This window comes from Nannocystis pusilla, from assembly GCF_026626665.1.
GTDB classification, from domain to species: Bacteria; Myxococcota_A; Polyangia; order Nannocystales; family Nannocystaceae; genus Nannocystis; species Nannocystis pusilla.
In genome coordinates this window covers 4,522,177-4,537,789 of the sequence record NZ_JAPNKE010000002.1, presented here as the reverse complement: position 1 = coordinate 4,537,789, position 15,613 = coordinate 4,522,177, and the positions used below count along the sequence as shown (strand labels likewise).

Below are 15,613 nucleotides of genomic sequence, written 5' to 3'. Positions count from 1 at the left end.
TTCGCCCGCGGTAGGCGAAGGCCTCACCCGCGAGCCGACCGGGGCGCGATTGCGCGACATGTCCCGGAGGACATGTCGCGCAATGCGGATCGGCGCGAGGCGCGGCTCCGTCGTGGTCTTCGTCGGCCGACGCGCGGCATGTCCCGGGGGACATACCCGCGCACGGTGGGCCGGCGCGCGGCGCGGCTCAGTCGTCCTCGTCGTCCTCGTCGTCCTCGTCGTCGTCGCCGTCGTAGTCGTGGCTGTTGCACTGCTGCGGCTGGTCGCCCCACTTGTCGCAGAAGCGGTTGGCCACCAGGCCGCCGCGGCTGATCGGGAGGGTGCCGCACGAGCTGAAGTCGTCGATCGCGTCGAGGCAGGTCGGATAGTCGTAGGGGACGCCGGCGTCGTCGTACAGCTTGAGGCGCATCATGTCGCCGACGCAGACGGCGCCGTTCGGGCCCCACTCGGCCTCGGGGCCCCAGTTCGAGCGGCTCAGGGTGGCGGGCGCCTGGAGCCGCGGGGCCAGCTTGTCGAAGATGTCGATCGGGGTGCCCGTGAAGGTGTGCGGCGTGCCGTCGCCGCAGTAGTCGGCGCGGGCCATGCGGGTACAGGCCTGGTGATGGTTGGCGAGCGAGGTCGTGCCCGCCTTGGCCCAGGGGCGGTAGCCCCATTCGACACACTTGGCGAGCACCGCGTCGCGGCAGGCGAAGGTGACGACGGTGGCGTCGGCGACGCGCGCGCCGGTGGCGAGGTCCCAGTAGTTGGCGAGCGGGATGGCCTGGGTCGGCTGGCCGAGGTGGTCGAAGCAGAGGCTCTCCCAATTCGGGTCACCGGGGGCCTGGATCGAGATTTCGTAGAACCAGACGTCGCCGGTCGGGGCGGCGGGATTTTTAAAAATGTCGTCGAAGCGCATCTGCCAGGCGGCGCCGTCGATGTCGAGGTCGATGACGGCGCCGACGAGCTGCGCGCCCGTGAACGTCTGCGAGGTGCCGTCGACCACGCCGGTGGCCGAGAGGACGCTGCCGTCGAGGTCGAGGCCGTTGAGGTTGATGCCGTTCATGCGCATGCCGTTCATGCGCATGCCGTTCAACGTGGTGCCGTTCATGCGCATGCCGTTCATGCGCATGCCGTTCAGCACCGCCGTGTTGAGCGCCGCGGCGTTGTCGACCTTCTCGCGCAGCGCGACGGCCGGGTCCGCTTCCTGCGCCACGCCGTCGCACCCGCCGACGGCACAAAGCCCCACCACCCACATCGAGAACCCGCGGGTCAACCTCATCGTACGACTCCTGTGCCACGCTGCATGATCGCGGTCGTCCGCTCGCGCAAGCCGGCGTGGCGGCTCCGAGATCGCGGCCGGAGCGCTGCCGTCGAGGTCGCCGCGGCCGAATTCCGGGAGCGCCGGAGGCGGTCGGCGGGGCAGCGCTCCGGCCGCGGGCGCTGCCGAGAGTGCGCCGGAAGAGCGCGCACCATCCCGACAATGTACATTGCTCGTATTTGCGGCTCGCGATCATTCGCCGGACTCCGGGCGACGACAGCACGGGCGACGCGAATCGGCGGAGGCGAGCCGGCGATCCGGCTTGCACGCGTCCCTTCGCGGGGCGGCGGGATCTGTTAGTGTCGGCCCGAAAGCCGAGGAGGCTGCCATGGGCGACGAGCTTCACATCATCCCCGGGCGCAGCATCGGCCCGTTTCGCCTCGGCGAGCCGGGCGAGCCGCAGGTCGCGCTGCTGGATGGCGAGCGCACGGTCGAGATGCGCGGGGCGATGCGCGTGGTCCTCACGCGGGACGTCAGCCTGTTCATCGAAGACGGGGTGGTCACGCAGGTGGGGATCCACGGGGAGCACCCGGCCTGCACGGCGGAGGGGCTGCGGCTCGGCATGAAGCTCGGCCAGGTGCAGGGCCGGTTGCGGGTGGATCCGGTCGACGAGGTGCTGCTGCTCGAGGGCGTCGCGGGGCTGTGCTTCTCGACCGACGAGGGGACGGGGCGCGCGGCGACCGCGAACCTCGAGCGCGGGGAGCCGGTGGTGTTGTCGCGCAAGGACCGGATCACGTGGATCGGGGTCATCCCGCCCGAGAACGACAGCCACGAGGTGGTGCCGGTGCGGCTGAAGTGACACGAGCGCGGCGGCGCTTTCGAGATGTCCCCGGGGACATGTGTCGACATTGGCACGAGCGGGCCCGGGGCCGGCGGCGCGGGAGGGCGCGGCGGGTTTCGGGCGCAGGTGTTTGCGGGTCGAGCTCGCGCAGAGCTGCCAGTGGAGCGAGGGCGGCGCGGGCGTGCGGGAGGAGGGGCTCGCGAGATCGCGCCCGGATCGCGGCGCGGGCGAGGGGCGAAATCGTCGGACCGCGCGGACCGGCGCGGGGCCTACAATGGCGCGGTGAGCGAGGCATCGACGGCGAGTGATTGGCGGCGGCGGCACGCGCTCGGCTTGCCGGCCGGGAGCGTGCGCGCCTTGCTGGCCCTGGGCGTGGTCGGGACGGTGTGCGGGCTGCTGGTGCGGGCGCCCGACGAGCCGCCGCCGGAGGCGCTGGAGAGCCTGCTGTTCGTGGTGCTCGGGCATTACTTCGCGGCCCGGGCCCAGGCGCCCGCCGATAGATCCGACGGCCCGCCGCCGCTGTGGCTGCCGCGCGGATCGATCCGGCTGCTGCTGATCGCGGGGCTCGTCGGTGTCGGGGTGGTGGTGATGCGCCAGGAGGGCGCGGCGGCGCAGCGCGGAGTGGTGACGCTGGCGCTCGCGGCCGCCTTCGTGCTCGGGCTGCTGCTCACGCGGGTGACGCGGTGGCTGCAGCGGCGCATCGGCGGCTCGTCGCGTGTCCTCGAGGACATGCGGGCGGTCGTCGGGCTGGTGGCGATCGGCGCGCTGGCGATCCATGCGTTCTTCCACGTGCTGCCCGACGCGGCCACGGTCGGGGTCGGCCGGCTCGGCCTCGAGCAAGGGCTGGCGGCGCTGGTCGGGTTCTACTTCGGCTCGCGGTCGTGACCGGGCCAGGGGCGACGCTCGCCCCTGGCCGAGCTCGCCGGCTACGGCTTCGGCTGGTAGAGCTGGATCAGGTTGCCGCAGGTGTCGGCGAAGATCGCCACGGTGACCTCGCCGGCCTCGGTCGGCTCCATCGTGAACGCGACGCCGTGCTTCTTCAGCCGCGCGTGCTCGGCGTGGATGTCGTCGACCTCGAAGGCGGTGATGGGAATGCCCTGGCGGAACAGCTCGTCCTGAAACGTCTTCGAGGCGGGGTTCGCGTTCGGCTCGAGCGAGAGCTCGACGTCGGCGTGGCCGTGCGGCGAGACGAGGGTCAGCCAGCGGAACTCGCCGACCGGGATCTCCTTGCTCTTCTTGAAGCCGAGCACCTCCGTGTAGAAGCGCAGGGCCTTGTCCTGGTTGTCGACGAAGATACTGTTGAGCTTGATGCGCATGAGGACCTCTGGGGGAATCGGCACGGTGGCCGTACCCGCGCGAGTGTGACGACTTCGCGGCTCAGTGCTTCTTGAAAATTGCGGAAGCCGCCTCGCCGCACATCAGCAGCAGGCAGCCGGGGATCAGCGCCGGCGGCAGGGTCCCGACGCGCGAGGGCACTTGCCAGCGCCGCCGGTATTGCGACGGCGGGACGCCGACGCGGCGCGCGAACAGGTCGCTGAAGCTGCCCAGGCTCTCGAAGCCGACCTCGAAGCAGACGTCGGTGACGGAGTGATTGCCGCGCGCGAGCAGATGCTTGGCGCGCTCGATGCGCGCGTCGATGCGGTACTGATGCGGCGTGGCGCCGAACACCGCGGCGAACTGGCGGATGAAGTGATACGGCGAGAGCCCGGCCTCGCGGGCGATGGCGGCGATCGGGGCCCGGCCTTCGGTCTCACGCAGGCGGTCGCGGGCGCGGCACAGGCGGATGAGCGCGTCGTGGGTCAGCATGGACGGAGGCTCTCGGGTTTGGAGTGTAGCGCCACGGCTCGGGGTGTGCCGCCGCGGGGGCCTGGCCCGGAGGATCGCCGGGCATGAGAGCGACGTCCGCGGTGCGGGGTCGGCAGCGATCGCAGCGCGGGCGCCCGTCGTCGTGGGGCAAGCCCGAGGGCCAGGGAGCCTGCGGTCCGGGCCCTCGCCAGTCGGTCGATGGCCGCCCGCGAAGGCGACGTGATCCTCGGGCCGCGTGCCTGCAGTCCGGGGCCGATCTGCCGGCGATAGGGACGCGGGCGGGGGTCAGGAGGACTACGGAGTTGCGGCGAAACGTCGTCTCACCGGCAGCTTCGACGGGACGGCGGGGCGGCGGAGGCCCGGCGGTGCGGTGAATCGACACCGGGCCGTCACGGGCGGCCGAGGTCGCGGTGATACCATCCCGGCCACGCATGGGACTGCTCAACAAACTCTTCGGTGGTGGAACGCAGCTCGAGCTCAAGCTCGACGTCGAGAAGGTGCCGCCCGGCGGCACGGTGGCCGGCTCGCTGACGCTGACCGGCGGCAAGAAGCCGCTCAAGCTGACGGCGCTCAAGGTCGACATCGTGTCGGTGCTGGTGCAGTCGAAGGAGGGCAGCGCGCTGCCGTCGATCGACATCAAGGTGCTGTCGAGCAACATCGTCGCGCAGGACCGTGACCTCGCGCCGGGCAGCCTCAACAAGTTCGAGTTCCGCTACAAGATCCCCGAAGACGCCAAGCCGGACGCGACCTACAAGGTCATGGCGTCGGCGGACATCCCGGGGGTCAAGGATCCGTCGGCCGAGGCGCCGCTGACGGTGCTCGGCGGCGGCCGGGGCCTGTTCGGCGCGGTCAAGTCCATGCTCGGCGGCGGCGACAGCGAGGACGTGGTGCTGAGCCGGTTCCCCGGACTCACGTCGCACGACACCGACGAGGTGGAGAACGCGCTGCACGAGCTGCAGTGCGAGGCGTACGACCGCGACAACAACTTCACCGGCGTTCACAAGTTCCTGCTCAAGCTGGTCGAGACGTCCCGCGAGGACGGGGTCCGGCGCGCGGCGCTGTCGGCGTGGGGCACGGTGCTCGACAACCGGGCCAAGCCGGAGCACATCAAGGCGCTCGAGGCCCTGGCCGGGCGCGACCTGCCGTCGTACCTGATGGAGGAGGTCGTGTCGGTGGCGGCCAAGTTCGCCGAGGAGGGGGCGCTGCCGCTGGTGCAGCAGCTGGCGCGGCACCCGGCGCCCGAGGTGCGGGCGCGCCTGGCGACGGCGCTGTACCTCGACGCCGACCACGACCTGCAGGGCCGGCGCGAGCTGATCCTGCAGCTGTGCCAGGACGGCGACGTGTCGGTGCGGGCCAACGCGTTCGGGGCCACCGCGAGCCTGGTCGAGCAGCTCGACGTGATGCAATTCGTGGCGAACTGGGCCGCGCAAGATCCGTCGCCCGAGGTCCAGGCGCAGTGCCTGTCGGCGATCGCCCTGGCCCACAACTACGGCGGCGCCGACCTGGTGTTCGACACGTACCTGCAGCACGCGCAGGGCAACCCGAGCGCCGACGTGCGCAAGGAGATCACCGAGCGCCTGCACTGGCTGCCGGCCGACCCGCGCCTGACGCAGCTGGTGACGACGCTGCTGTCCGACCGCTCGTCGGAGGTCCGGCGCTCGATGGCGTGGCAGGGCTGCAACATGGAGGAGCACCCGGAGCTCGGGCAGCTGTTCGTCCACACGGCCGTGAACGACCCCGACGACGCCGTCCGCGCCGACGCGCTGCGCGGGATCGACAAGTTCATGCCGCTGCCCGAGGCGGTGCAGTTCCTGCGCCAGCGCCTGGCGGCCGACCGCAACGAGAAGGCGTTCTGGGCGGCCCTGAACGCGGTCGAGGGCCACATGCCGGCCCGCGAGGCCCAGGCGCTGCTGCAGGAGATCGCCCGCGGGCCGTTCTCGTCGGCCGGCGAGCGCGCGCGAGGTGCTCGCGGGCGAGTAGCCGCGGGTCGGTCCTCGGGGACATGTCCCGGCAGACCGGTGCGAACGGGCATGTCCTTCGGGGCATGTCCTTTCGCGTGAGGGCCTCACGGCCCGGGCTTGCGCGTCGTGGCGTAGACCTCCGAGACGTCCGCAGCGTGGTCGACCTTGGCGCCGGTCACGGCGGTCTGAGCGGCCTGTGCCGGCTGCAGCACGACGAGCGGCTTGACCTCCACGAAGTCATTCGCTCGGCGAAGTAGCCGGTGGCGTCGACCCCTACCATCGAGGTAGTCCTCGGGCGGCGGTCAGGCGCCACCTCGTGAAAAGTGCCACTTCAGTCGCTCTTTGAACTCCGCCCGCGACTCTCTTGTGAGTTCCGCAAGCTTCGTGGCGCCGTCCAGTGTGATTGCGTCGACCATGGTCAGCGCTTCGAGATAGATCACGCCCTCTTGAACGTAGAGACCCGTTGGGGCCGATACTCCTGCGAAGTAGATCAGGTTCGGGAAGCCGGCCGCAACCTCACCCGCCAACGGCATCGGAGCCTTGAGAGCATCGAGCGCTCCTGGTTTGCTCAAGTGCTTAGGGACCTTTCTCAGCGGACTGACGAGGAAGCCTTTCCGCTTGGGCGTCTTGTGGAGAACGAGGTCACAGCATGTGCCGACGAGCGCTACCGTCTCACGCCTCCGTAACTCCACCGTGAACTTCGTCCCCGTCTGGTCCCTGGTGGCATCAGCGTAGTCCAAACGAACCCAGTCAATTTCGATCAGATCTCCTTGACGAAAACAAGGAGGCGGGTCCCCCTCTTCGGGGGTCGACCACTCGTTCTGCGGGAGGTACATCTGATTCAGAAATCCATCTCGTCAGGCTCAAGGACGAAGTCGAGCTCGACGGCGCCCTCTAGGGCGACAGGGATCGGCCTTCCTGGGGCGATCTCGGCGCCCAGTTGAAGCAATTCATGCAAGCCCATCGACTCGGGAGGTGCGACGACGGTCCGCCAAGTCTGTTCAAGGAGCTTGGCTTCATCGCCGACCCCGGAAGGGGACCACTGCCGATGTACATGCTCGCCGTCAACGAGAACGACAGCGCTCGTGGCATCTGAAGTCGGCTCGTCGTGTAGGAGGTATTTGGTGTTGTGGGGGCTGTCGTGTTAAGTGTCATTTGAACAACTCCCGGGTCTTCTCGGTGATGGACTGCTCGAAGATTTCTCGTTGTCGAGCGTGGAGATGCTGCAGATCGGTTTCCCAGGATTCGGAGGGCTCCGAGCGCAGCAGGTTCAAGTCGTAAAGGACGACCGATTCGTTTGGATCCTCCGACTCCGCGCTCGTGAGCGCCAGGACAGAGCGCACCTTCGCCGTGTCTTGCGACTGCAACACGACGTGAAAGGCGGACAAGAGGTCCGGCATTGCATTCGGACGCGGAGGTAGGATCGTGAAAAGCTCAGTCAGAGAGGTCGTGGCTGGTACAACGATTCGGTCGATGTATCGAACCCCGACAGACAGCAGTTTGACAGGACCAGCAATCTCGCCGAAAGTCGAAAAGGCAGCTCGAACGTCCGACAAGAAGGCTGTCCATCCGGGGTATGGAGCGAGAACGTGAACAGATAGGGAGTGCTCGGCAAGACCGACGACCCGCTTCCCATCTTTCGATGGGAGGAGGTGAACCTCTTGCAGAGTCGTGGCGGTGGCCGTGATCTCAGAACCTGAGATGTTGGGTTGCAACGCAACTCGGCGCTGGGTCTGCGCGACGCCAGAGTACTCACTTGAGAACCGCTCGCGCAGGCGGGCCGCGACTTCCGAGCTTACGCGAGTCTCAAACCCAAACTCCACCACCGCCTCAACGATGGGCGGGTTCGAGTAGGTCTGTGGGTAGGTCAGCGGCACGGGTCTCTCGAAGGTGCTGTGAGGAAGGACTGCGCCTTCGTGAGCACTGGAAGTATAACTTTACGGAGTCGGCGTGGTCTGCGCAAGTCACACCTGGCCAAAAGGCCACGCTACGGCCAGCACTCAAGCCGGGCTCAGGAGTGCGCAAGGGACGCCGTTCGGGCTGATGAAAAGATTTGAACATATTGTGCCGCCTGTAGTTTTTCATGCGATCTTCTCGTCGCCAGTCGCCAGTCGCCAGTCGCCAGCCGCCAGCCGGCGGTCGACCGTGCTAGCGAGCTCACGCCCGGCTTGGCGCACGTGCCGGCTGGAGCCGGGTCCGGCGGTGGCTTCGGACCGCCGATAACGAGCACGGCGAGCGAGCGGGCTCAGCAGCGGCTCGCCGAGACTTGCCGGTGATCTTCGGCTTCTGCGCCGTCGTCTACCAGGGGACCAGGGCAGCGAGCGCAGCGACGGCATGGTGTGCAACCCGCATGCGCACCTGTGCGCGTGGTCGGGCGCCGTGCCGGCCGGTTCGACCGGCGAGAACGCGATATCGGCTTCAGACAGGCTAGGGAGGCCGCGAGGCGCGAGCCAGGACGGGAGGCGCGCGGTCCGCTCCCGCGCGGGCGGGAGCCGCGGGAGCGGGCCTCGGCCCGACCGAGAATGTCCTTCGGAACAGATCGGCGCAGGCCCGCGAGACGACGGAGGCCCGGGCGCGCGGGCGGCCGGGTCTTCGGGGCAGGTGACCTGGCCGGAGGGTCAGGGCATCGGGTCGTACTTGACGCGGCTGATGGCGAGCTTGATCGAGTCGATGACGCCGGCGTCGTTGATGTTGGAGTCGGCGACGCACAGGCGCCGCTGCCGGCGGCGGCGTCGCCGTAGAAGTCGCCGAAGTTCATGCCGGGGCCCGAGCCCGGGTTCGGCGCCCACTCGCACGGGTCGATGCCGTCGTCCTTGCAGATGACCTGGTTGGTGTTGGCGAGCGCCTTGCCGAGGTCCTCGGCGGTGTTGGCGGCGCCGTCGCGGAAGAGGATCGGGAAGTCCTTCGAAAGGTTGGCGCTGTCGCCGCAGCAGCCGCTGCCGTTGTCGTTCATCTCGAGGAGGCCGGGGCGGCTGACGAGGGTGAGGAGCTTGTCGTCGGGGCTGATGAGCTTGACGGTGACGTCGCCGACCCAGTTGTGGTTGATGCCGAGGGTGACCTCGATGTCGCGCACGTAGTTGATCGGGTCGTCGGGGACCACGAGCTCGACGCAGGTCATGGTGTCGAGGGTGCCGTCGTAGATCTCGTCGACCACCACGGCGCCGAGGGCGGTGGCCTCGACGACCTCGAGCTTCTGCGCGGTCGGGCAGTCGTTCTTCGACTCGAGCATGACGATGTCCTCGCACATGGCCCCGAGCGCGGCCAGGATCGCGTCCTGGTCGGGCTGGGCGATCATGGCGGTGTTCATGGCGGTGACGAGGTCGCCGACCAGCGCGCCGAAGTCGGTGATGTCGATGCCCATCATGTCGTTGCTGTCGGTCAGGCCCTCGTGCGAGCTGACCATGTCCTTGCACGGGTTGGCCGCGCCGACGCCCGGGTCGGCGGGCGCGGGGGCGTCGACCTCCTCGCCGTACCGGCTCGGGCCGTCGATGCCGCCGACCTGGCGCGTGAGACAGGTGTTGAGGCGGGGGTAGTCGGCGGCGCCGAAGAAGCCGTTGATCGCGGGGTCGAGGGCGACGTTGTCGAGGAACGAGCCCGCCTCGCCCGAGGCGCCGACGAGGGTCCGGATCGCCGGCTTGCGGCCGACCCGCTGGTAGACGGTCAGGTTGCTGTCGGGGTCCTCGACGATGTCGCCCTCCATCGCCGCGAGCTCGGACAGGATGGCGTCCTTGTCGCCGTCACTCAGGTCGGGGTGATTGGCCTGGTGGGCGTCGAGGGCGGTGGCGAAGTCGGCGGCGAAGTCGGCGAAGTCGAGGGCCGAGATGCCGAGGCCGGCGTGCGCGGCCTGCATGTCGAGGCAGTCGTACTCGACGCCGGCGCAGCCGGCGAGGGCGCCGAGCTGCTTGTTGAGACAGGCGCCGAGGTTGCCGCCGTCGACGCCGCTGTTGAGGAAGTAGGCGTTGATCTTGTCGTCGACGAGGACCTCGTTCACCGCGGCGCCGACCAACTCGGCGATGCCGTCCACGCCGCCGAGCGCGAGGCACAGGGGGCCGTCGCCTTCGGTGGTGGTCGTCGTCGTGGTGGTGGTCGTGGTCGTCTCGGTGGTCGGGCCCTCGGTGGTGGTCGGGCCGGCGGTCGTGGTGGTGCTGGTCGGCGGATCGGTGGTGGTGGGCGGCTGCGTGGTCCCGGGCGGCTCTTCGGTCGTGCTCGTCCCCGTGGTGTCGGTGTCCGTCTCGGTGGTGGTGCCGCCGTTCGAGGGACAGGCGGTGAGGAGGCCGAAGCCGCCGACGAGGGCGAGGGTGGAGCGAAGGTAGTGCGTGTGCATGGCGTGCCGATCAGGCCGAAATACGGCCGGGAGTCAGTAAGAAGGCCGCGAGACCAGGTCGGACAAACTTACCCCCGCGGGCGACGGGTGAGAAGCCGACGGCCGATCCGTCGTTGCGCCGGCGCGCGTGTTTTGGGGGCTCAAGGCCGCGAGCCGCACTCGCCGACGTCGTCGACTGGCCGATCCGACCTGTCCTTTCAGTGTGGTCATTCGGGACAGGTCTGGGCAGGTCGATCACGGCCGCGCAGGCGGACCGGTCCGCGAGGACAGGTCATGCACAGCGGCCAAGGCTCGCGCCGCGGCGGTCTTCTTGGCCTCGGCGGCGCGCCGCAGCTCGGGCTCGGCGAGCAAGAGGAGCGCGAGGCGGCGCTTGCCGTCGACGCCGGCGGCCGGCAGCACGCGCGCCAGAGTGGCGCGGATGATCGCGGACTCCTCGGCGTCCGCGGCGCCGCCGATGCGGGCGTCGAGATCGGCGACGGCGCGCTCGGCGGCCTTCAGCGCGTCGGCGTTGCGACCCAGCGCGAGCAAGGCCTGGGCCCGCAGCGCGTGCAGGTACGGCACCGGCGGCTGGATCGGCGGCTCGCGCGGAGAGCTGGCGATGAGTCGCTCGGCCTCGGTCAGCGCGGCCGCCGGATCGCCGAGCCACAGCGCGACCTCGACGAGGTTGCGCTCGACGATCCGCGCGTACACGTGCTCGGGTCCGAAGCGCTGGCGGTACAGCTCGAGCGCCTCGCGGTAGTGCCCTTGCGCGCCGGTCAGGTCGCCGCGCATGTCGGCGAGCATGGCGAGGTCGTTGTGCAGGGTGGCCCGGTGCATGGCGTCGACGTCGGGCTGGTCGCGGTAGATCGCCAGCGCCTCGTCGTAGCGGGCCTGGGCGCCGTCGAGGTCGCCGCGCAGGGCGGCGAGCTCGGCGAGGATCCGGCCGGACTCGGCGAGGGCGACGTTGCCTCGCGGCAAGGTCCGCTGGCGCACCGCGTGGGCCTCGCCCGCGAGCGCCTCGGCGCGGTCGAGGTCGTCGCGCTCGAGCGCGAGGACGGCGGCGTGGCACAGGACGCTGGCGGTGACCGGGTGGGCGCGACCGTAGGCCCGCTCGTGGGCCGCGATGGCGCGGTCGAAGGTCCGCTGGGCCTCGTCGAGGGCGCCCTGGCGGTGATGGATCAGCGCGAGGCTGTGCAGGGCGTCGGCGATGTTGTGGGCGTTGCCGGGGTCGTCGCGCTCGTAGAGGGCCAGGGCGCGCTGGGCCGGGGCGAGCGCCTCGTCGTAGCGGCCGAGCAGGCGCAGGCCGTTGGCGACGCCGAGGTCGAGGCGGGCGCGCAGCGAGACGTCGTCGCCGGCGCGGACGATCGCGGCCTCGGCGGCGAGGCGCGTGGCGTCGAGGCGGACGGCGTCGGGCTTGTGGGTGCCGACGAGGTAGACGAGGTCGGTCCAGGCGGTCGCGGCGGTGGGGTCGTCGCGCCCGCGAGCCGCAGCCGCGATCGCGGCGGCCAGTGATTCGGCGCTGACGTCGTGACGCGCCAGGCGTCGCTGGATCCGCGCCCGCACGCGCAGCGCCTCGGCCTCGAGCGGGGCGTAGGCGAGGGCGGTGGCCTCGTTGACGGCCAGCAGCGCGAGCTCGAAGGCGCGGGTGTAGTCGCCGGCCAGCTCCTGCGCGCCGGCGTCGTCGAGGCGGGCCTCGACCGCGGCGACCTTGGTCGAGTCGTCGGGCGGCGGGACGACGCTGTCGAGGGCGTCGGTGGCGGCGCAGGTGGACAGGTCGCCGAGCAGCGAGGCGGCCTCGGGGGCGTGTTCGATGGTGCCGGCGCCGGCGTGCGCGAGGCCGTCGCTGAGGGCCTTGAAGCGGCCGAGGTGGCGGTTCAAGCAGCGGGTGCGGAGGTCGAGCAGGCGCTCGGACTGCTCGCCGTAGATGTGCGTGGCGGCGCAGGCGTCGTGGTGGGCCTGCATCCAGTCGGCGGCGTAGGCCGACAGGGCCTTGTGGACGCTCTGCCAGGCGTCGGGGGCGTAGGGGGCGCCCGAGGCGAGGAAGGCTTGCTCGATCTCGGCGACGCGGGCGGCGTCCCAGATCCCCGCGAGCCGCTGCTCGGCGCCCTGGCACGGGCTCGGGCCGGAAGTGCCGGCGAGCCACAGGCCGAGGCCGAGGCCGAGGCCGCCGAGCCCGCCGAGGAGCCAGGCGCCGCGGCGGCCGAGGCCGCGCTCGCGGGCGAGGGCGGTCAGCATGGCCTGCATCGACGGCCAGCGGCCGTCGGGGTCGAGGGCGAGGCCGCGGACGACGACCTTGCGCAGCCAGTTCGGGACCTGCGAGCCGGCGGGGGCGGCCTCGACCTTGCCCTTGACGATCTGGTAGGCGAGGGCCGACAGGCGGCCGCCGCTGAACGGGCGCACGCCGTAGAGCGCCTGGTAGAGGGCGACGGAGAACGAGAACTGATCGCTGAGGGCGTCGGCGGGCTGGCCGAGGTGCTGCTCCGGGGACATGTACGCGGGCGTGCCGATCAGCGCGCCGGTGCGGGTGACGAGCACGTGCTCGGCCTCGTGCTCGCGCGAGCGGGTCGAGGCGGAGGTCGAGGCCGAGGCGATGGCGGCGAGGGCGTCGCTGTCGCCGCCCGACAGGCTCTCGGGGGCCTCGCCGGAGGCGCGCGCGAGGCCGAAGTCGAGGACGCGGGCGCGGCCGTCGTCGCCGATGATGACGTTGTCGGGCTTGAAGTCGCGGTGGACGAGGCCGGCGGCGTGGGCGGCGGCCAGGCCCTCGCCGGCGGAGCGCATGACCGCGAGGACCTCGGGCCAGCGGCGCGGATGTTCTTTGAGCCAGGCGGTGAGGGTGCGCCCGGCGACGAACTCCATGGCGAGGAAGATGTGGTCGCCGTAGGTGCCGACGTCGTGGACGCCGACGACGCTCGGGTGCGACAGCCGGGCCAACGACTTGGCCTCGCGCAGCAGGCGGGCGCGGGCGTCGAGGCTGGCGTTGCCGCGCGAGTGCAGCAGCTTGAGGGCGATCTTGCGATCGAGCTCGGGGTCGAAGGCGCTGTAGACGACGCCCATGGCGCCGGCGCCGAGGCGGCCGAGGATGATGTAGCGGCCGACACATGTCCCGGTGGACAGGTCGTCCACGGCCGCGCCCGGTGCTTGCGGGAGCTCGCCCTCGCGGGTGATCTCGCCGGACACCGAGGTCTCCTGCGAGGGCGTCCGTTCGACCTCCACCGGGCCCGATCTTGCCCGACCGGCCCGGCCGCCTCAATGGCCCGGGCGCGCCCACGCGCGGCCGGCGATCCCCTGCGGCGCGCAGGCGATGGTCGCCGGGCCCCGCGAGGAGTACCCTGCGGGCGACCATGGTCGACGAACACCTGACGCCCGTGCTCATGGCCTGCAGCGAAGCGGAGCTGGCCGTGCTGATCGAGTTCCTGGGCCGGCCGCCGTCCGGCCTGTTGTGGTTCGACCGCCGGCTCCGCGACCCCCGTTCCACGCGCGCGGAGCGGGTCGCGGCGGTGGTCGAGCGGATCTTGCGGCTCGGCTCGCACAGCGTCCTCGGGCGCACGGGGCCGGGCAAGCAGGCGTACTTGCAGATCGTGTGCGACGCGCTGGTCGAGCTGCACCTGTCCGAAGAGCCAGCCGCGGACGGGCTCCCCGGGCTCGAGCGACGCCTGGTCCGCTACGCGCTCGACGCCAACTTCGACGCGCTGCCGCCGGAGACCCAGCAGACGCTGCTCGACCGCTTCCGCGCCGGCGACACCTACGCCGAGGGGGTCCGCGACCTCGGGGTGCTGCACGACTTCGTGACGCACACGCAGCCGGAGCGGAAGGCGCTGCAGGCGGGGCACGTGGCGCACGTGGCGACCGACAAGCTGCGCGATCAAGCGGTGGTGCAGGTGCGGCACCGGCTGCTGCGCGCGGGGCTCAAGCTGGTGCTGCGCGGCGCGGCCGGGCCGGTGTACCAGGCGATTCGCCTGTGGGAGTGGGCCGGGCCGGCGTTCCGCTACACCATCCCGGTCATCGTCTACGTCGCGTACCTGCGCGAACACGTCGACGCGGACGCGGCGGCAGCGGCGCCCGGATCCGCGTCACACGAGCAGGCCCGACCTTGATCGGATGTTGATCGCAGCCGATGCACTCCTGACGCCCGATTGATCGCGCGCCTGCGATCGTGAGCGGCGAACGAAAGGACTGCACATGCTGCGTCAATCGCCGAATGCCGTCGTCACCCCCGCGCCCGCCCGCGAGTCCGTCGACGGCGACGCCTCCGTCTCCGCGGTCAGCGTCGCCGCGGAGGCCGGCAACCTGCTCGCGCCCTACTTCCGCGATCTCGCCGGGGTCGAGGTGATGACCAAGGAAGAGGAGCTCGCGGCCGCGATCCAGATCGCCGAGCTGCGCAAGGGCTTCTGGCGCTCGATCCTGGACTACCCGCCGTTCGTCGACGGGATCTGCGGCCTCGCCTCCGAGGTGCTGCCGCCCGAGACCTGCCCGGCGGCGGCGCTGGCGGCGATGCGCCAGACGTCGCGCGCGCTGCGTGACCGCGATCTCCTGACGCACCAGAAGGCGTTCGAGGCCGCGCGCGAGGCGCTGGCGGAGCAGATGGGGCTGTCGGACGTCGACAGCGTGGTGTCGGACCAGATCCTCGCCGACCTCGCCAGCGTCGAGCTCGGGGTCGCGTCGGGCCTCAGCATGAAGGTCAAGCTGCCCCGCCGCGGCAGCGCGCCGTTCTTCCAGTACGCGACCGCGGTCCGCCGCGACCACCACGCGCTGGTGCTGGCCAAGAACGCGTTCGTGCGCGCCAACCTGCGCCTCGTCGTCACGATCGCGCGCCGCTACAACCACGGCAAGATGCCACTGCAGGACCTCATCCAGGAGGGCAACATCGGCCTGATGAAGGCGGTCGACCGCTTCGACCACCGCAAGGGCTTCCGCTTCTCGACCTACGGGTCGTGGTGGATCCGCCACGCCATCAGCCGCTCGATCGCAGACAAGGCGCGCAGCGTGCGGCTGCCGGTCCACATGATCGACGCGTACAACAAGGTCAGCCGCGCGCGCGCGAGTTCGAGGCGCTGCACGCCCGCCGCCCGACCGACAGCGAGCTGGCGGCGCTCACGGGGGTCAGCACCGAGCGGATCGCGCGCATGCGCTGGTCGCTGGTCGAGGCGCCGATCAGCCTCGACCAACCGCTGTCGGACGACTCCGGGCTGTCGCTGCTCGACGCGGTCGAGGACTCCAGCCACGTCGCGCCGGCCGAGCAGATCGACGCCGCGCTGCTGCTGTCGCAGCTGCAAGAGGTGTTCGGCCAGCTCAGCCCGATCGAGGCCGATATCCTGCGCAAGCGGATGGGCATCGGCGAGGAGCCGGAGCTGACGCTGAAGGAGATCGGCGAGCGCTACTCGCTCTCGCGTGAACGGATCCGTCAGCTCCAAGAGCAGGCGCTCACCAAGCTGCGCGGGGAGTTCCGCCGCCGGAACCTGTTGTAG

General features: G+C 70.8%; 13 protein-coding genes and 2 pseudogenes. 7 read left to right on the top strand and 8 right to left on the bottom strand.

Features of this window, described 5'->3' with window-relative positions; all coding sequences use genetic code 11:
* Nucleotides 1-187 precede the first annotated feature (187 nt).
* On the bottom strand, nt 188-1,258 hold the full coding sequence (locus OV079_RS19960) for an ADYC domain-containing protein (protein WP_267770425.1): 1,071 nt from the start codon (nt 1,256-1,258) through the stop codon (nt 188-190).
* A gap of 367 nt (nt 1,259-1,625) precedes the next feature.
* Here OV079_RS19960 and OV079_RS19955 point away from each other — a divergent pair, with 367 nt between their 5' ends.
* A complete protein-coding gene (locus tag OV079_RS19955; RefSeq protein ID WP_267770424.1) occupies nt 1,626-2,096 on the top strand; it encodes a hypothetical protein in 471 nt (156 codons plus the stop codon).
* A 264-nt stretch (nt 2,097-2,360) separates the two neighbouring features.
* Nucleotides 2,361-2,963 carry a hypothetical protein gene (locus tag OV079_RS19950; protein ID WP_267770423.1) on the top strand — a complete coding sequence of 201 codons (603 nt, stop codon included), beginning with the start codon at nt 2,361-2,363 and terminating at the stop codon, nt 2,961-2,963.
* Between the two features lie 41 nt (nt 2,964-3,004).
* Here the strand turns inward: OV079_RS19950 and OV079_RS19945 are convergent, their stop codons facing one another.
* Both OV079_RS19945 and OV079_RS19940 read right to left on the bottom strand, forming a co-directional pair.
* Nucleotides 3,005-3,394, bottom strand: a complete 390-nt coding sequence (locus OV079_RS19945) for a VOC family protein (protein WP_267770422.1) — start codon at nt 3,392-3,394, stop codon at nt 3,005-3,007.
* Nucleotides 3,395-3,455: 61 nt separating this feature from the next.
* Complete coding sequence (locus OV079_RS19940; protein WP_267770421.1) at nt 3,456-3,884, bottom strand: helix-turn-helix domain-containing protein; 429 nt, start codon at nt 3,882-3,884, stop codon at nt 3,456-3,458.
* 431 nt (nt 3,885-4,315) lie between these two features.
* Between OV079_RS19940 and OV079_RS19935 the strand changes: the two genes are divergently transcribed.
* Entirely contained in the window at nt 4,316-5,944 is a 1,629-nt protein-coding gene (locus tag OV079_RS19935) for a HEAT repeat domain-containing protein (protein ID WP_267770420.1), read from the top strand.
* Between the two features lie 5 nt (nt 5,945-5,949).
* Here the strand turns inward: OV079_RS19935 and OV079_RS19930 are convergent, their stop codons facing one another.
* From OV079_RS19930 to OV079_RS19910, 5 genes are all read right to left on the bottom strand, one after another.
* A complete protein-coding gene (locus tag OV079_RS19930; RefSeq protein WP_267770419.1) occupies nt 5,950-6,078 on the bottom strand; it encodes a hypothetical protein in 129 nt (42 codons plus the stop codon).
* A 69-nt stretch (nt 6,079-6,147) separates the two neighbouring features.
* Nucleotides 6,148-6,681: a hypothetical protein gene (locus tag OV079_RS19925; RefSeq protein WP_267770418.1), complete on the bottom strand. Its 534-nt coding sequence runs from the start codon at nt 6,679-6,681 to the stop codon at nt 6,148-6,150.
* A 315-nt stretch (nt 6,682-6,996) separates the two neighbouring features.
* Nucleotides 6,997-7,722: a TIGR04255 family protein gene (locus OV079_RS19920; RefSeq protein ID WP_267770417.1), complete on the bottom strand. Its 726-nt coding sequence runs from the start codon at nt 7,720-7,722 to the stop codon at nt 6,997-6,999.
* Between the two features lie 368 nt (nt 7,723-8,090).
* Nucleotides 8,091-10,169, bottom strand: coding sequence for a proprotein convertase P-domain-containing protein (locus OV079_RS19915; protein ID WP_267770416.1), 2,079 nt, complete (start codon nt 10,167-10,169; stop codon nt 8,091-8,093).
* A 234-nt stretch (nt 10,170-10,403) separates the two neighbouring features.
* Nucleotides 10,404-13,361, bottom strand: a complete 2,958-nt coding sequence (locus OV079_RS19910; RefSeq protein WP_267770415.1) for a serine/threonine-protein kinase — start codon at nt 13,359-13,361, stop codon at nt 10,404-10,406.
* A 128-nt stretch (nt 13,362-13,489) separates the two neighbouring features.
* Between OV079_RS19910 and OV079_RS19905 the strand changes: the two genes are divergently transcribed.
* The 4 genes and pseudogenes from OV079_RS19905 (at nt 13,490) to OV079_RS19895 (ending at nt 15,613) form a co-directional block, all read left to right on the top strand.
* On the top strand, nt 13,490-14,242 hold the full coding sequence (locus tag OV079_RS19905) for a hypothetical protein (protein ID WP_267770414.1): 753 nt from the start codon (nt 13,490-13,492) through the stop codon (nt 14,240-14,242).
* An 85-nt stretch (nt 14,243-14,327) separates the two neighbouring features.
* A pseudogene (locus tag OV079_RS19900) lies at nt 14,328-15,158 on the top strand (sigma-70 family RNA polymerase sigma factor); the annotation flags it as partial.
* A pseudogene (locus OV079_RS58215) lies at nt 15,080-15,328 on the top strand (hypothetical protein); the annotation flags it as partial. The pseudogenes OV079_RS19900 and OV079_RS58215, both read left to right, overlap by 79 nt.
* Nucleotides 15,329-15,472: 144 nt before the next feature.
* A complete protein-coding gene (locus OV079_RS19895; protein WP_267770412.1) occupies nt 15,473-15,613 on the top strand; it encodes a sigma factor-like helix-turn-helix DNA-binding protein in 141 nt (46 codons plus the stop codon).

Coding starts and splice junctions, on each gene's coding strand:
- OV079_RS19905 (WP_267770414.1), top strand. CDS start 13,490: ATGGTCGACGAACACCTGACGCCCGTGCTCATGGCCTGCAGCGAAGCG.
- OV079_RS19935 (WP_267770420.1), top strand. CDS start 4,316: ATGGGACTGCTCAACAAACTCTTCGGTGGTGGAACGCAGCTCGAGCTC.
- OV079_RS19955 (WP_267770424.1), top strand. CDS start 1,626: ATGGGCGACGAGCTTCACATCATCCCCGGGCGCAGCATCGGCCCGTTT.
- OV079_RS19945 (WP_267770422.1), bottom strand. CDS start 3,394: ATGCGCATCAAGCTCAACAGTATCTTCGTCGACAACCAGGACAAGGCC.
- OV079_RS19915 (WP_267770416.1), bottom strand. CDS start 10,169: ATGCACACGCACTACCTTCGCTCCACCCTCGCCCTCGTCGGCGGCTTC.
- OV079_RS19940 (WP_267770421.1), bottom strand. CDS start 3,884: ATGCTGACCCACGACGCGCTCATCCGCCTGTGCCGCGCCCGCGACCGC.
- OV079_RS19895 (WP_267770412.1), top strand. CDS start 15,473: ATGGGCATCGGCGAGGAGCCGGAGCTGACGCTGAAGGAGATCGGCGAG.
- OV079_RS19960 (WP_267770425.1), bottom strand. CDS start 1,258: ATGAGGTTGACCCGCGGGTTCTCGATGTGGGTGGTGGGGCTTTGTGCC.
- OV079_RS19925 (WP_267770418.1), bottom strand. CDS start 6,681: ATGTACCTCCCGCAGAACGAGTGGTCGACCCCCGAAGAGGGGGACCCG.